This window comes from Sodalis sp. RH15, from assembly GCF_047324255.1.
GTDB classification, from domain to species: Bacteria; Pseudomonadota; Gammaproteobacteria; order Enterobacterales; family Enterobacteriaceae; genus Acerihabitans; species Acerihabitans ligni.
Window position 1 is genome coordinate 4,000,262 of the sequence record NZ_CP178738.1, and the last position, 14,899, is coordinate 4,015,160.

The 14,899-nt window shown below is 56.4% G+C and carries 14 protein-coding genes; 13 read left to right on the plus strand and 1 reads right to left on the minus strand.

Annotation, left to right across the window (positions count from 1 at the left end):
* Positions 1 to 22 precede the first annotated feature (22 nt).
* The 13 genes from ACL2XO_RS18250 (at position 23) to ACL2XO_RS18310 (ending at position 12,601) form a co-directional block, all read left to right on the plus strand.
* A complete protein-coding gene (locus tag ACL2XO_RS18250; protein ID WP_132927607.1) occupies positions 23 to 313 on the plus strand; it encodes a BMC domain-containing protein in 291 nt (96 codons plus the stop codon).
* Positions 314 to 341: 28 nt separating this feature from the next.
* A complete protein-coding gene (locus ACL2XO_RS18255; RefSeq protein ID WP_413741222.1) occupies positions 342 to 944 on the plus strand; it encodes a BMC domain-containing protein in 603 nt (200 codons plus the stop codon).
* 5 nt (positions 945 to 949) lie between these two features.
* Entirely contained in the window at positions 950 to 1,585 is a 636-nt protein-coding gene (locus ACL2XO_RS18260; RefSeq protein ID WP_413743087.1) for a phosphate propanoyltransferase, read from the plus strand.
* A 17-nt stretch (positions 1,586 to 1,602) separates the two neighbouring features.
* The gene (gene pduM / locus ACL2XO_RS18265; protein WP_413741223.1) at positions 1,603 to 2,082 is read left to right on the plus strand and encodes a microcompartment protein PduM; all 480 of its coding nucleotides are present in this window, start codon (positions 1,603 to 1,605) and stop codon (positions 2,080 to 2,082) included.
* A gap of 4 nt (positions 2,083 to 2,086) precedes the next feature.
* Positions 2,087 to 2,365 carry a EutN/CcmL family microcompartment protein gene (locus ACL2XO_RS18270; protein WP_132927604.1) on the plus strand — a complete coding sequence of 93 codons (279 nt, stop codon included), beginning with the start codon at positions 2,087 to 2,089 and terminating at the stop codon, positions 2,363 to 2,365.
* Positions 2,366 to 2,397: 32 nt separating this feature from the next.
* Positions 2,398 to 2,562: a hypothetical protein gene (locus ACL2XO_RS18275; protein WP_413741224.1), complete on the plus strand. Its 165-nt coding sequence runs from the start codon at positions 2,398 to 2,400 to the stop codon at positions 2,560 to 2,562.
* Positions 2,563 to 2,633: 71 nt separating this feature from the next.
* Positions 2,634 to 4,025: an aldehyde dehydrogenase family protein gene (locus tag ACL2XO_RS18280; protein WP_413741225.1), complete on the plus strand. Its 1,392-nt coding sequence runs from the start codon at positions 2,634 to 2,636 to the stop codon at positions 4,023 to 4,025.
* A gap of 17 nt (positions 4,026 to 4,042) precedes the next feature.
* A complete protein-coding gene (locus ACL2XO_RS18285) occupies positions 4,043 to 5,155 on the plus strand; it encodes a 1-propanol dehydrogenase PduQ (RefSeq protein ID WP_413741226.1) in 1,113 nt (370 codons plus the stop codon).
* 455 nt (positions 5,156 to 5,610) lie between these two features.
* Positions 5,611 to 6,531 carry a PocR ligand-binding domain-containing protein gene (locus ACL2XO_RS18290; RefSeq protein WP_132927600.1) on the plus strand — a complete coding sequence of 307 codons (921 nt, stop codon included), beginning with the start codon at positions 5,611 to 5,613 and terminating at the stop codon, positions 6,529 to 6,531.
* Positions 6,532 to 6,644: 113 nt separating this feature from the next.
* Positions 6,645 to 8,693, plus strand: a complete 2,049-nt coding sequence (locus tag ACL2XO_RS18295) for an NAD(+) synthase (RefSeq protein ID WP_207918025.1) — start codon at positions 6,645 to 6,647, stop codon at positions 8,691 to 8,693.
* 192 nt (positions 8,694 to 8,885) lie between these two features.
* Positions 8,886 to 9,797 carry a metallophosphoesterase gene (locus ACL2XO_RS18300; protein ID WP_413741227.1) on the plus strand — a complete coding sequence of 304 codons (912 nt, stop codon included), beginning with the start codon at positions 8,886 to 8,888 and terminating at the stop codon, positions 9,795 to 9,797.
* Positions 9,798 to 9,979: 182 nt separating this feature from the next.
* On the plus strand, positions 9,980 to 11,257 hold the full coding sequence (locus tag ACL2XO_RS18305; RefSeq protein WP_413741228.1) for a citrate synthase: 1,278 nt from the start codon (positions 9,980 to 9,982) through the stop codon (positions 11,255 to 11,257).
* A 153-nt stretch (positions 11,258 to 11,410) separates the two neighbouring features.
* A complete protein-coding gene (locus ACL2XO_RS18310) occupies positions 11,411 to 12,601 on the plus strand; it encodes a sugar transporter (RefSeq protein WP_279433173.1) in 1,191 nt (396 codons plus the stop codon).
* Between the two features lie 586 nt (positions 12,602 to 13,187).
* Here ACL2XO_RS18310 and ACL2XO_RS18315 read toward each other — a convergent pair.
* On the minus strand, positions 13,188 to 14,879 hold the full coding sequence (locus ACL2XO_RS18315; RefSeq protein WP_413724992.1) for a putative bifunctional diguanylate cyclase/phosphodiesterase: 1,692 nt from the start codon (positions 14,877 to 14,879) through the stop codon (positions 13,188 to 13,190).
* Positions 14,880 to 14,899 lie beyond the last annotated feature (20 nt).

Consider the following 14,899-nt stretch of genomic DNA (forward strand, 5'->3'; position numbering starts at 1 on the left):
GCATTTCTGGAGATACCAATAAATGAATAATGCACTTGGCATGATTGAAACCTATGGCCTGATCGGCGCCATCGTCGGCGCGGATGCCATGGTCAAATCGGCGAACGTCCAGTTGGTGGGCTACGAGAAAATCGGCTCCGGTCTGGTTACCGTTATGGTGCGCGGCGATGTCGGCGCGGTAAAAGCGGCGGTGGAAGCCGGGTCGGTGGCGGCGACCAGCGTGGGCGAAGTGAAATCCACCCATGTAATACCTCGCCCCCACAACGATGTGGAAGTCCTGTTACCCGTTTACCAGACCTTGGTGACTGAGTAAATCACTCAACCTGGATAAGGGGGACCACGTGCAACATTCTCTCGGCTTAATCGAAGTCACGGGTTTGTCGTTGGCGATAACCGTCGCCGACGCGATGGCTAAAACCGCATCGGTGGGATTGCTCGGGGTGGAGCGGACCATCGGATCCGGTTGGATGCTGGTGAAAATCCATGGCGATGTCGCGTCGGTGCGCACGGCGCTGTCCGCCGGCGAGGAAATGGCGCGGAGTTGTTCGGGTTTTGTCGCCTGCACCACCATCGCCCGTCCGGCCACAGGCACGAGCGAAATCATTTCGGCGTCGCTGCGTCAAGACAACGGCATCAAGGAGGACGTTGCCGGCGACAGCGCTGACGCCGAAACCCCGGATGCCGATGGCGATGCGGCTTCGGCTCCGGCCGGGGCGATAGCTATCGGGGAAAATCCGCGGGCCGCCGCCGTTGAAACGGTTTTGGTTTCCTCTGCCGAACGGCCGGAATTCACCGACACGCTGACCAGAACGGTCAGTACGGTGCAGGCATCCGCCGGCGTATTGCCGGCCACCTGCAAAATCTGCGGCGATCCGTTATGCGGCAGACAAAAAGGGGAACCCCGCAGTAAATGCATTCATTATCAAAAAACGGTATTGAGGTAGAGCAAATGGATAACGATCAGATTACGTTGCTGACCGGCCAGGTTATTGCACAAATGCGGCAACGGGCCATCCCTTTGGGGATATCCAACCGGCACGTCCATTTATCGGCAATGGATTATCAACGTTTATTTCCCGGACAGCCGCTGACGGTTAAAAAAGCGCTGGGACAGCCGGGCCAGTTTGCCGCGGAACAGACCGTCACGCTGAAAGGTCCCAAGGGCCAGCTCAAGAATGTTCGCCTGTTGGGACCGCTGCGCGGCCAATCGCAAATCGAAGTATCACGCACCGATGCCCGCCTGCTGGGGATCACGGCGCCGCTGCGTTTGTCAGGCGATGTGGCCGGCTCCGCCGGCATCACCCTGGTCAGCGATTACGCTGAAATATCCCTGGCGGAAGGCGTGATCATCGCCCAACGGCATATTCATATGTCGCGCCTTGATGCGGCGATATTTGGCGTAAAGCAGGGAGAAATTGTCAATGTCGAGATTAAAGGTACCGACCGCCCATTGATTTTTGGCGATGTATGCATTCGGGTCGGCGACGATATGCGTCTGGAACTGCATATTGATACCGACGAAGCGAATGCGGCGGATATCGGTGAAGGCAAGCCGACGGCGAGGCTCCTCCTCACGCAGTTTTAATGGATGGAGGAGGACCTATGCTTGAATTGATTGTCGCCCGGGTTATCGCATTGCTGCACGAACGGGAAAATAAAACCTATACGGCAAATATGTCCGAGTTGTCCGCCGGATTAACAAAAACAGTTTATTTGCATCATGCGCAATTGTCTTTGTTATTACCGGATCTGGCCTTTATTCAAAGCCTGGCGGCATATGATTCCGGCAATCCGGCTGTGGCGACCCTTTTGGAAGCATGGGCCTATGGCGTGCGTTTACGGCTGATGGTGCACCGGCAGTTATTAACCGCTCTGCCGCTTCGGGAATTATGCCGTTTGCCGGTATCCGTGGTGGATCATCTGGAGATACCGGTGCATATGGCGGCCGGCGGCAGCATCAGTTATGCCAATGTGGTTTTATTCCATGACTGCTGGCTGTTAATAGAAAGAGACACTTTTATAACTCCCCTGGCGCGGGATGTTATGGAAAATCAGAATATTAAACTGATACGGCGGGAATAACGCGATGCAATTGGCAAAGGTAATAGGCTCGGTGGTGTCAACGCAAAAATCCGCATCACTGCTCGGCAAAAAGCTGATGGTGATTACCTGGGTGAACCTGGATGGTTCCGGACCGGCCCAGAACGAGAAACTGGAAGAGATTGCCGTGGATTCGGTAGGGGCCGGCGTGGGTGAATTAGTCCTGGTTACCCGCGGCTCCTCGGCCAGAAAAATTTTTCCGGAGCCGAACCAGGCCATCGATTTGGCGATTGTCGGCATTATCGACACCATCGACAGATTTTAGTATCGGGCGATAGCCCGACGAGGGATTGAATCATGCCGGACAATGATATCGCGGCCCTTATCAAAGAGCATCGCGTATTGCTGGAATATGCCATCAAAGAGGTTATTGCTCAATTCCAGGCGCAGGAAACCCAGGGATGCCGGCAGCGCGCATCCTGTTTATCTCCCGGGAACATTAACCGGAGGAATCGATATTAACGACGGTTCCGTTAAACAAAGTTTGTCTATTGCAATAGAGGCTGCAGGCAGCCTCAATCAGGGAGTTAAACATGAACAGCACTGAACTGGAGAACATGATTCGCGCCATTCTCGCCGATAACCTGAATGGCGCCGTGGGATCCAAAGCCACGCCAAATGCCATATTCCACCAGGTTGAAGATGCTATCATCGCCGGTTATGGCGCCTACCGGCAATATATGGCCGAAGCCCTGGCGCTACGGACCAAAATCATTACGGCCTTGAGAGAAGAACTGGCGCCGTTGATTAGCGAAATGTCCGAACGCGCAGCCGATGAAACCGGCATGGGTAACGCACCGGATAAAATAGCCAAAAACACCGCGGCGCTGGCCAACACCCCGGGCATTGAAGATTTAACCACCCGCGCCCTCACCGGCGACGGCGGCATGGTATTGTTCGAACTGTCGCCGTTCGGCCTTATCGGCGCCATCGCCCCCAGCACCAACCCCACCGAAACCATTATCAACAATACCATCAGCATGCTGGCCGCCGGCAACGCGGTCTATTTCAGTCCCCATCCCGGCGCGAAGAATGTCTCCCTGTGGCTGATAGAAAAAATCGAAGGGATTATCTACCGCGCCAGCGGTATCCACAACCTGGTGACCACGGTGGCCAATCCCACCTTTGACGCCACCCGGGAAATGATGGCGCATCCGCGCATTGCGCTGCTGGCCGTCACCGGCGGCCCAGCCATCGTGGACATGGCGATGAAAACCGGCAAAAAAGTCATCGGCGCCGGTCCCGGCAACCCGCCGGTGCTGGTGGACGAAACCGCCTGCCCGATTAAAGCGGCCAAGGATATCGTCGACGGGGCGGCCTTTGACCACAACGTACTGTGTATCGCGGAAAAAAGCGTGATAGTGGTCGACAGCATTGCCGACCGCCTGGTGGACAATATGCAAAAAAACGGTGCGTTGCTGGTGAGTTCCGCCGCCGACGTGGCCAAGTTGCGGCAGGTGGTGATAACTGAAAAAGGTGAAGCCAATAAAAAACTGGTGGGCAAAAGCCCGGCGGTGATTTTACAGGCGGCCGGACTGAGCGCGCCTTTCGCGCCGCGGCTGATTATCGTTGAAGTCGGAAAAGATGACCCGCTGGTGCTGGTGGAACAGTTGATGCCGGTATTGCCCATTGTGCGGGTCAAAGATTTCGATGAGGGTCTGGCATTGGCGCTGGTGGTGGAAAACGACCTGCATCACACCGCCATCATGCATTCGCAAAATGTCAGCCGGCTGAATCGCGCGGCCAAAACCATGCAGACATCGATCTTCGTTAAAAACGGCCCCTCTTATGCCGGTTTGGGTATCGGCGCCGAGGGATTCACCACTTTCACCATTGCCACACCCACCGGCGAGGGGACAACCTCCCCGCGGACTTTTGCCCGCAAACGTCGCTGTGTGCTGACCAATGGGTTTTCCATTCGTTAGGGATCAAGAGGCGAATCATGGCTATTTTTACGGTAAAGACCCGGATTTACAGCGGTGCCGATAGCTTGTCCTGGTTGCAGACCCTCCATGATAAAAAGGTTTGGATAGTCTGCGACGGCTTTTTGGCCGGCAGTGAAAATCTGAAAATGATTACCGATAACATCGGTGCGGATAACGAAACCGCGCTGTTTACCGATATCATTCCGGATCCACCGATCGCGACGGTGGTGGCCGGTATTACCGAGATGGGCAAAGTCCAGCCGCAGGTGGTGATCGGCTTCGGCGGCGGCTCGGCGCTGGATTCCGCCAAAGGGATTATTTTTTTCGGCCGCAAACTGGGCATAGCGATAGAAACCTTTATCGCGATTCCCACCACCAGCGGCACCGGTTCCGAAGTGACCAGCGCCTGTGTGATAAGCGATCCGCTCACCAAGGTTAAATACCCGCTGTTCGATGACAGTATCTATCCCGATATCGCCATACTGGAACCGCGGCTGGTGATGAGCGTACCGCCGGCGGTCACGGCGAATACCGGTCTGGACGTGCTGACCCATGCGCTGGAAGCCTATGTCGCCGTCGGCGCCACCGACTTTACCGATGCCCTGGCCGAAAAAGCGGTGCAAATGGTGCTGCTTTATCTGGGAAAAGCCTATCAAAACGGCCATCAGCAGGAAGCCCGGGATAAAATGCACAATGCCTCCGCCCTGGCGGGCATGGCGTTCAGCCAGGCGGGACTTGGGTTAAACCACGCCATCGCCCATCAATTGGGCGGGCAATTACATATTCCACACGGTTTGGCCAATGCCCTGCTGCTATGTCATGTGATCCGCTTCAACAGCCGGGATAAAACCGCCCGGGCCAAGTATGCCCGGTTAAGCAAGCTCTGCGGGCTGGCCAATTTCCAGTCAACGGATGATTACTGCGTGGCTAACCTTATAAACCATCTGCGCAATCTCATGCTGCAGTTCAACATCGCCGGGACCTTGAGTTCGCTGAATATCGAACGTCCCCGCGTTCTTGAGGTGATAGACGCCATGTCGACGGCGGCATTGCATGACGTGACGCTGGCAAGCAACCCGTTGCCGGCCAGTGTCGCCGATATCAGGGGGATTATTCACGGTATCATTTGAACCACCTCGCCATTGATTGGGCAATCGGTCAATGGCGCCTATAAGAAACGCAAAAGATGACTATGTTATGCATCACTATAAGACATATCGCTCGCCTGATAAGATATCGTGACATTATCTTATGTGGGGGCCTTGGCGCGGCCGAAAGTTTTTCCTCGGATATTACCCTAGATCAATTTTATGCGTGAGGAGAAAATAAAAAAAAGACAATTCATTAAGGCATATCAATTTACCGGAATATCACATTACATCAACACTTTTACTATTAATGAAATTATTGTTCAAATTAGCAAGAGTCGGTAAAGTGTGATTTCACTCTAATTTACAGAGCGATACAGGAGAGTATAATGTTAGAGGAATGACGCCCATTGTAGACAAAAAATAGGTTGTCTTATAGGTTAGGATGACTCATAAGATATTTTGATTTATTACCATTAGCAATAACGGGTTAAAATATGCGACCATCCAAAGATATTATCGATAAGATCTCGTATGATTTTGCCTATGCCACCGGTTTGGGTTCAGTTGTGGTCGATCTTAACGGCAAGGAAATCTCACCATGGTATAATTTTACCTCCTTTTGCCAGCATGTGAGAAAAAACGCCGCCTTTTATCCTTATTGTCAGCAATGCGATCGCAGTGGCGGTCTTGAAAGTTCAAAACTCAAACAAGTCAATTGCTATCGCTGTCATGCCGGATTAGTGGATTTTTCCATCCCCATTGTCATCAACGACAGTTTGGTGGGTTTTCTGGCCTGCGGTCAGGCGCGGGTGACGGACGATTCACCCATCCCCAATATCCTGCGCGATAATAATGATATGCGCAAAGAATCGCGACTGTTTGATCTTTATCATGAGGTTCCGGTGATGAATCTGATGAAGATCAGGGCCGCTGCGCAATTATTGAACGTTATCGTTGAAAATTATCTGTGCAAGCAATACGACGTACGTATTATCAAAAGTATTGATCCGGACGATGATACCGAGACCTATATCGGCACCTCTGACCTTCATCGGGCAAAAATTGAAAAAATCGTCAATTATATAAATCAGAATTTCTCCGACAATCTTAATCTTGAACAAATGGCGAACATGGCCAATCTTAGCCAGTTTTATTTTTCCCGTTTGTTTAAACGTATGCTTGGCGTGGGATTCAATTCTTATTTAAATAATAAAAGGATGAATGAGGCGCGTTATTTGCTTGAAAAAACGGAGTGGAGCATCGATAAAATCGCCAGGAATGTCGGCTTTTGCGACAGTCCCTACTTTGCCCGCTCCTTCAAGAAAAGCTTTGGCCTGTCGCCAAAGGTGTTCCGGCAAACCAGCGCCGGCCAGATTATGATCCAGAACAGTTACACCCCCTCGCCTTCTCTCTGAAAAGATAAAGGTGTGCTCTCAGGTTATGGGTAAACCGCTACAGAACAGGCAGTGCCATCTGCTATAGTTTCGGGAATCGGTCATGAATTCAGCCCAACTTGAGAAGACGTATTATGTCAATGAGCTTTCGCTCCCTTTATCAGCATGGTTTCGCCCGCGTAGCAGCCTGTACCGTTCCCTGCGCGCTGGCGGAACCCTCAAAAAATGTCCGCACCATTGTCGAGACGGCCGTCCGTCTCGACGCCGAGGGCGTCGCGCTGGGCATCTTTCCCGAATTATGCTTGTCCGGCTACTCCATAGAGGATTTGTTGCTGCAGGATACCCTGCTTGACGCGGTGGAACGCGGCATCGGCGAACTGCTGGATGCCACCGCCGCGCTCCAGACGGTGCTGGTGGTGGGCGCGCCGCTGCGTTATGCCGGGCGCATCTATAATACCGCCCTGGTGCTGCACCGGGGCCGGCTGCTGGGGGTAGTGCCGAAATCCTACCTGCCCACCTACCGGGAGTTTTACGAAAGTCGCCAGTGCGCCGCCGGCGACCAGACCAAAGGGACTATCCGCCTGGCGCGGCAGGATGTGCCTTTTGGCCCCGACCTGCTGTTCGCGGCGGAGGATTTGCCGGGTTTTGTGCTGCATGTGGAAATTTGCGAAGACTTCTGGGTGCCGATTCCCCCCAGCGCCGAAGCCGCGCTGGCCGGCGCCACCGTCCTGGCCAACCTGTCCGGCAGCCCCATCACCATCGGCCGCGCGGATACGCGCAAGCTGCTGTGCCGTTCCCAGTCCATGCGCTGCCTGGCCGCCTATCTGTATGCCGCGGCGGGTTTGGGTGAATCCACCACCGAAGTGGCCTGGGACGGCCAGTGCGTCATTTACGAAAACGGCGAACTGATGGCACAAACGGAACGTTTCGCCTTGGAAAGCCAATGGGCCATGGCCGATATCGATCTCGACCTGCTGCGCCAGGAACGCCTGCGCATGGGGACCTTTGACGATAACCGGCGGACTCATGAGGCACGGACCGGCGCGTTCAGGCGCATCGCCTTTACCCTAGCGCCCCGTGACGAAGATCTGGGTTTGACGCGTTCGGTGGAACGTTTTCCCTTTGTCCCGGCCGATAAGGAACGGCTGGCCCAGGATTGCTACGAAGCCTATAACATCCAGGTGGCGGCGCTGGTGCAGCGAGCGCTGGCCACCGGTATCAAGCGCCTGGTTATCGGCGTCTCCGGCGGGCTGGATTCCACCCAGGCGCTGATTGTCATCGCCAAGGCGGCGGACCGCATGAACCTGCCGCGGGAAAATATCATTGCCTGCACCCTGCCGGGGTTCGGCACCAGCGATGAAACCTGGCAAAACGCCCTGAGCCTGATTACCTCCCTGGGGGCCACCCACCGAGAAATAGATATCCGGCCCGCCGCCTTGCGCATGCTGGAGGATATCGGCCACCCCTACGCGCGGGGAGAAAAGGTCTATGACGTCACCTTTGAAAACGTCCAGGCGGGGCTGCGCACCGATTACCTGTTCCGCCTGGCCAACCATGAAAACGGCATGGTGGTGGGCACCGGCGATTTATCCGAGATGGCCCTGGGCTGGTGCACCTATGGCGTGGGCGATCAGATGTCCCACTATCATGTGAATGCCGGCGTGCCGAAAACCCTGATCCAGCATTTGATCCGCTGGGTAATCTCCTCCCGCCAGTTTGAGGAGCCGGTATCGAACACCCTCGAGGCCATTCTGGGAACGGAAATATCCCCGGAGCTGGTGCCCGCCGACGATGCCGGCGCGATACAGAGCACCGAGTCCCTTATCGGCCCCTACAACCTGCAGGACTTCAACCTGTTCTATACCCTGCGCTACGGCTTCCGGCCGTCAAAGATAGCCTTCCTGGCGCTCCACGCCTGGGAAGACGCGGCGGCGGGCGCCTGGCCTCCGGGTTATCCGCAGGAGAAACGCCACGGTTATCCGCTGCCGGAAATACGCCGCTGGCTGCGGGTCTTCCTGTATCGCTTCTTCACCACCAGCCAGTTCAAACGTTCCGCTTCGCCAAACGGCCCCAAGGTCACCGCGGGCGGCAGTTTATCGCCGCGCGGCGACTGGCGCGCTCCGTCCGACGGCAACGCCCGCATCTGGATCGAGGAGCTGGAAACCAACGTGCCGGAAAGCTAAGCGCCGCGGCCGGACGCTGATGATTAATACCCCGCCGGGAAATACCGGCGGACTGGATTTTTGCCATAAAACCGTCATGCTTTTGTTATAAAACCGTCACCCCCCCACTCTATCTTTTGATGTCCTGACTGGAAGAAACGACCTATCCGGCGGACGGCTGGCGAACAGCGTCGGCCATGGGCGGAGGACACAATGAATTCACTACTGACCGCCGAGCAGTGGCAGGCGCTGGGAGAGGTCGGCACGTTTTACCACCGGCCCGCCTTTGCCGAAACCGCCTCCTCCGGCAGGGTGCGCTTTGGCTTGATTGCCGATCCGCAATATGCCGACGCCGATCCCGATATGCGCCATGGGCGTTATTACCGCCACAGCTTGCGCAAGCTCGCCGCCGCCATCGCCGACCTCAACGATACGCCGCTGGATTTTGTCGTCACCCTCGGCGACCTGGTGGATAGGGCATGGTCCAGCTATGGGGATCTCCTGCCCCTGTATGGCCGCTTGCGGCATCCCCATGTGACGGTGATGGGCAACCATGACGCGGATACCGTTTCCCGTTATTTAGCCGGCCGGCAACCGCCGCTGGGGCTGCCGAAACACTATTTCCATTTCCTGGTGAACGGTTATCGCTTTGTGGTAATCGACGGCAACGACATCAGCCTGTATTGCAATCAGGCCAACGGCGACGACCTGCCGGAGGCGCAGCGGATGCTGGCCCAGCTCACCGCCGACGGCAAACCCCAGGCGCAAAGCTGGAACGGCGCGCTGGGCAAGGCGCAATTATACTGGCTGGAAAAAACCCTGCAGGCAGCCCAAGCCCGTCAGGAAACGGTGATTGTGCTCGGGCACTATCCCCTTGCTCCGGTCAACAGCCATAATCTCTGGAACGATGAAATAGTAGCGGCGCTGCTGTGTCGCTACGGCGTGCGGGCCTATTTCGGCGGACATCAGCACGGCGGCGGTTACCAGCGCATTGAGGGCACCGATTTCATCACGCTCAAAGGCATGGTTGACGGCGAGGAGCAGACGCCTTACGCCATCGTCGAACTCCGGGGTTCGGCACTCACCCTTCATGGCTGCGGTCCCGAGATCAGCCGGGAACTCTGAAGCGACCGCATCCGCGCCATGACCGTCCGTCACGGGCGGTCCATTTGATTAGAGCTCCCCACAGGCTTTCCTCTGGTTAAATCCTCTCCAGACGAGTAATGTTAAAACATTATGGGATAATTATTACAGAACCTACCTACGGGTTCTGTCTTGTTCAAATTCGGGCTGGAGAAAAAATAGACATGACCGAGCAAAAAGCGACCCTTACACTTAACGAACACAAAGCAGTGGTACTTGATTTCAACGCCGGCACGGGGGGACCGGCGGCGCTGGATATCCAACCGTTCGGCGTCGAAGAATTATTTACCTACGATCCCGGTTTTACCCATACCGCCGGCTGCGAATCCGCCATTACCTTTATCGACCCCCGCAACAGCGTGCTGCTGCACCGGGGGTTTCCGGTGGATCAGCTGGCAAGCCAGTGCTCCTTCCTGGAAGTCTGCTATATCCTGCTGCACGGCGAGGCGCCGTCCCCCGCGGAGTTCGCTACGTTCACCGATACCATTACCCGACACACCATGATCCATCAGCAAATGAGCCGCATGCTCAGCGGCTTTCGCCGCGACTCCCATCCCATGGCGCTGATGTGCGCGGTGGTGGGCGCGCTGGCGGCGTTTTATCACGATCAGCTGGACGTGGGCAACCCGGAACACCGTGAACTGGCGGCGGTCAGGCTGCTGTCCAAAATGCCTACCGTGGCGGCAATGTGCTATAAATATTCCATTGAACAGCCCGCGGTCTACCCGAATAATTCACTGTCCTATACCGGTAATTTCCTGCATATGCTGTTCGCCATCCCGGCGGAAAAGTCAGAAGTGAACCCGGTGCTGGAGCGCGCCATGAACCGCATCCTGATCCTGCATGCGGATCACGGACAGTGCCCCTCCACCACCGCGGTCAGAACCGCCGGCTCTTCAGGGGCGAACCCTTTCGCCTGCATAGCCGCCGGCCTGGCGTCATTGTGGGGCCCCCTGCACGGCGGGGCCAATGAAGCCTGCATGCGCATGCTCGAAGAGATCAGCACGGTGGATCGCATTCCGGCCTTCATCAGCCGCGCCAAGGATCGCCACGACTCCTTCCGTCTGATGGGGTTCGGCAATTCGGTTTATCATCATTTCGACCCGCGCGCCGCTATTTTACGTAAAACCTGCCACGAGGTCCTGGCGGAGCTGGGCATGGAAGACAACCTGCTGCAGGTGGCCATTGAGCTTGAGCATATCGCCATGACCGATGCCTATTTCCTTGAGAACAAACTGTACCCCAGCGCGGATTTCTACACAGCACTTATCCTGAAAGCCATGGGATTGCCCCCCTCCATGTTTACGGTGATCTCCGCGGTGGGCCGCACCATCGGCTGGATTGCCCACTGGAGCGAAATGCACGGCCAGCGGCCGCAGATCTACCGGCCGCGCCAGGTGTATACCGGCAAAGCCCGCCGGGATTATACCTCGCAACTCTAGCCATCGGACGCCGGGGCCGTTGCCCGGCGTACTGACTTAACCAGACAAATTACCGGTAACACGGGGCAAGAAACGCGCTATCATTAACAGCCGTAGGCAGTTTTTAGTCCATAACGTTAACATCATAAGATTCTGGCTGTATTTTTTATGCAAATATCGCGTTCTCCCCGCTCCACCGCCTGGTTAAGAGTGGTCAGTCTGACCCTGGCCGCGTTTATCTTCAACACTACCGAATTTGTCCCCATCGGCTTGTTGTCCGATATCGCCGCCAGCTTTTCCATGACCGCCGCCCAAGCCGGCCTGATACTCACAATCTATGCCTGGGGGGTGGCGCTGATGTCCCTGCCCTTTATGCTGCTCACCAGCCGCATTGAACGGCGCACCTTATTGATGCTGACCTTTCTGGTGTTTATCGCCAGCCATGTGGTTTCCGCCTTCGCCTGGAGTTTCGGCGTATTGATGATTGCCCGTCTCGGCGTGGCGATGGCCCATGCCATATTCTGGTCCATCACCGCCTCGCTGGCCATGCGCGTGGCGCCGAGCGGTAAAAAAGCCCAGGCCCTGGGTTTACTGAGCACCGGGACCGCCATGGCGATGGTATTGGGCTTGCCCCTGGGACGCATGATAGGCGAAGCATTAGGCTGGCGAACCACCTTTATGATCATCGGCGTACTGGCCTGCCTGATTATGGTGGTCCTGTTCAAGCTGCTGCCGACGCTGCCCAGCCACCATTCCGGTTCGCTTAAAAGCGTGCCTGAGCTGTTCAGGCGGCCGGCGCTGGTATGCATGTATCTGCTCGCCGCTACCGTGGTCACCGCCCATTACACCGCCTACAGCTATATAGAGCCGTTCCTGCAGAAAATCGCCGGTATGAGCGAGAACTTTACCACCATGGTGCTGCTGTTATTCGGCTTGGCGGGTATTATCGGCAGCCTGATGTTCTCCCGGTTCAGCACCCGCTATCCCTCGGGAATATTGATAACCGCCATCGGTGTCCTGTTCGTCTGCCTGCTGGTATTGCGCCCGCTCTCCTTTAGCGAATTAAGCATTGCGCTGCTGAGCCTGGTATGGGGCGTCGCCATGACGGCCATCGGACTCTGTATGCAGGTGAAGGTATTGACGATGGCCGCGGACGCCACCGACGTGGCCATGTCGCTCTTTTCGGGCATATTCAATATCGGTATCGGCGCGGGGGCGCTGCTGGGCAATCAGGTGAGTATACACATCGGCATGGAGAATATCGGCCTAGTGGGCGCGGCATTCTGCGCCCTGGCGCTGGGACTGTGCGCGTTTATTTTTCACCGCTACTCGGCCATCGTAAACCAGGCGGCGGAAACCGAATAAGCGCCCCGATCACCGATCGCGCAGCGAACATGTCAAAGGGAGACCGTGCTGATGGGGTCGAAGCGGGCGTGGTTTTACCGCCCGCCGGAGCGCCCCACAGCGCGGTAAGCCCGCAATCATCGATCGTGCAGCGAGCCTGTTAAAGGGAGACCGTGCTGATGGGGTCGAAGCGGGCGTGGTTTTACCGCCCGCCGGAGCGCCCCACAGCGAGGTAGGCCCGCGATCGCCGATCGTGCAACGAGCCTGTTAAAGGGAGACCGTGCTGATGGGGTCGAAGCGGGCGTGGTTTTACCGCCCGCCGGAGCGCCCCACAGCACGGTAGGCCCGCAATCATCGAACGTGCAGCGAGCGTGTCAAAGGGAGACCGTGCTGATGGGGTCGAAGCGGGCGTGGTTTTACCGCCCGCCGGAGCGCCCCACAGCGCGGTAGGCCCGCGATCATCGATCGTGCAACGAGCCTGTTAAAGGGAGACCGTGCTGATGGGGTCGAAGCGGGCGTGGTTTTACCGCCCGCCAGAGCGCCCCACAGCGCGGTAGGCCCGCGATCATCGAACGTGCAGCGAACGTTTGCCAGCGGCGGCATACGATCACCCTTCCTTCGCGTTTGTAGAGTGATAATCCGTCCCGTCGCCGTCCAGCAAATGCCCCAGATTTTCCTGCGTCAGAGGCTTGGAAAATAAGAAACCCTGCAGCTGCGTACAGCCCGCATCCACCAGGAACTGCTGCTGCTCCACCGTCTCCACCCCTTCCGCGATCACCTGCAAATTCAGTTTCACCCCCAGATTGGATACCGCGGTAACAATCGCCGCCGTATCCTTCAACTGCGTAACAAATTGCACAAACGAACGGTCAATCTTCACGCTGTCCACCACGATGTCCTTTAACAGGCTGAGGCTGGAATAGCCGGTACCGAAATCGTCCAGGGAAATTCTCACCCCGGCCAAACGCAAGGCAATCAGCTGGTCCTTACTGTTGGCATCGGAATTCATGATGGCGGTTTCGGTCAGCTCCAGCTCCAGCCGTTGCGGCGGAAAATCCTCTTCCACCAGCAACTCCAGCACCATCCGGGCAAAGGCGCCGTCCCGAAGCTGAATAGGCGAAACGTTAACCGATACCGAAAGCGCGTCCCAGCGCCGCATCTCGCGACAGGCCTGGCGCAGGATAAATTTACCCAAGGGAATGATCAGGCCGGTCTCTTCCGCCAGCGGCACAAACTGCACCGGCGAAACCTCACCCAACACCGGATCTTCCCACCGCGCCAGCGCCTCCACCCCGATAATCGTCTTGTCCGACGCCCGCACCAGCGGCTGATAGGCGCAGCTGATGCCGACATTACGGGACAGGGCGGACGCCAGCGCTTTTTCCATGCGCCGCTTACTGGTGAGGCTGGCATCCAGCGATTCGGAATAAAAACAATGCACGTTTTTACCCTTGCGTTTCGCTTCATACAGGGCCGCATCCGCTTTGCGCATCAGCTCGCCGGCGGTGGTATCCGACTCCGCTATCTGGATAACCCCCACCGATACCGTGACAAAAGGCGAGGCGCCGGTAATGGTGAAAGGCGATTGCGTCTGCTTAACAATCTTGCGGCATAACAATTCCGCGTCCTGGCGCGGAAGATCGCCCCTGATCAGCAATGCAAATTCATCACCGCCCATCCGGGCCACCAGACTCTCTTCCGGCACCACGTGCTGCAAACGCCGGGCAAATTCGCACAGCACGAAATCCCCGGCCTGGTGGCCGTAGGTGTCATTGATGTTTTTAAACCCGTCGAGATCCATCAGCATCAGCATGCCGCCGGTCTGCCCCGACGTTCCGCCGGGCGCCACCGCATGGTTAAGATCTTCATACAGGGCGGTGCGGTTATGCAGGCCGGTGAGAATATCGTGATAGGCCAGATAGCGGGTTTGGGCTTCGGACTCGCGCAGTACCGAAACGTCATTCAATGAAATCAGTATATAGGGCCGAGCATTCAATAAAATTCGCGATGACCGCACCATAAAGGTCGTGATTTGGTTATCCCGTCCCGATACGCGTTCTTCATATTCTACCGGTTCACCGGTTTCCATCACCTGCCGATCCCGTTCCTGGATATGCGATACCAGCAAAGCATCCAGCCCATCCAAGGCGGTCTGGCCGATGAGCTCCTCAGCGGTTTTGCCAAACAGTTCGCAGGCCCTGCGGTTCAAAAACACCAGACGATAATTTTCATCCTTAAGAAAGGTAGCGTCAGGCAAGGCATTAAGCACTGCTTGGCAAACCGCGAGGTTATTGAACATACAATGGCATCCTGAAGTAT

Bases quoted from the DNA above. Each gene is read 5' to 3' on its own strand.
- ACL2XO_RS18300 (WP_413741227.1), top strand. From the start codon at position 8,886: ATGAATTCACTACTGACCGCCGAGCAGTGGCAGGCGCTGGGAGAGGTC.
- ACL2XO_RS18315 (WP_413724992.1), bottom strand. From the start codon at position 14,879: ATGTTCAATAACCTCGCGGTTTGCCAAGCAGTGCTTAATGCCTTGCCT.
- ACL2XO_RS18305 (WP_413741228.1), top strand. From the start codon at position 9,980: ATGACCGAGCAAAAAGCGACCCTTACACTTAACGAACACAAAGCAGTG.
- ACL2XO_RS18260 (WP_413743087.1), top strand. From the start codon at position 950: ATGGATAACGATCAGATTACGTTGCTGACCGGCCAGGTTATTGCACAA.
- ACL2XO_RS18290 (WP_132927600.1), top strand. From the start codon at position 5,611: ATGCGACCATCCAAAGATATTATCGATAAGATCTCGTATGATTTTGCC.
- ACL2XO_RS18250 (WP_132927607.1), top strand. From the start codon at position 23: ATGAATAATGCACTTGGCATGATTGAAACCTATGGCCTGATCGGCGCC.
- ACL2XO_RS18270 (WP_132927604.1), top strand. From the start codon at position 2,087: ATGCAATTGGCAAAGGTAATAGGCTCGGTGGTGTCAACGCAAAAATCC.
- ACL2XO_RS18295 (WP_207918025.1), top strand. From the start codon at position 6,645: ATGTCAATGAGCTTTCGCTCCCTTTATCAGCATGGTTTCGCCCGCGTA.
- ACL2XO_RS18285 (WP_413741226.1), top strand. From the start codon at position 4,043: ATGGCTATTTTTACGGTAAAGACCCGGATTTACAGCGGTGCCGATAGC.
- ACL2XO_RS18275 (WP_413741224.1), top strand. From the start codon at position 2,398: ATGCCGGACAATGATATCGCGGCCCTTATCAAAGAGCATCGCGTATTG.
- pduM (WP_413741223.1), top strand. From the start codon at position 1,603: ATGCTTGAATTGATTGTCGCCCGGGTTATCGCATTGCTGCACGAACGG.
- ACL2XO_RS18280 (WP_413741225.1), top strand. From the start codon at position 2,634: ATGAACAGCACTGAACTGGAGAACATGATTCGCGCCATTCTCGCCGAT.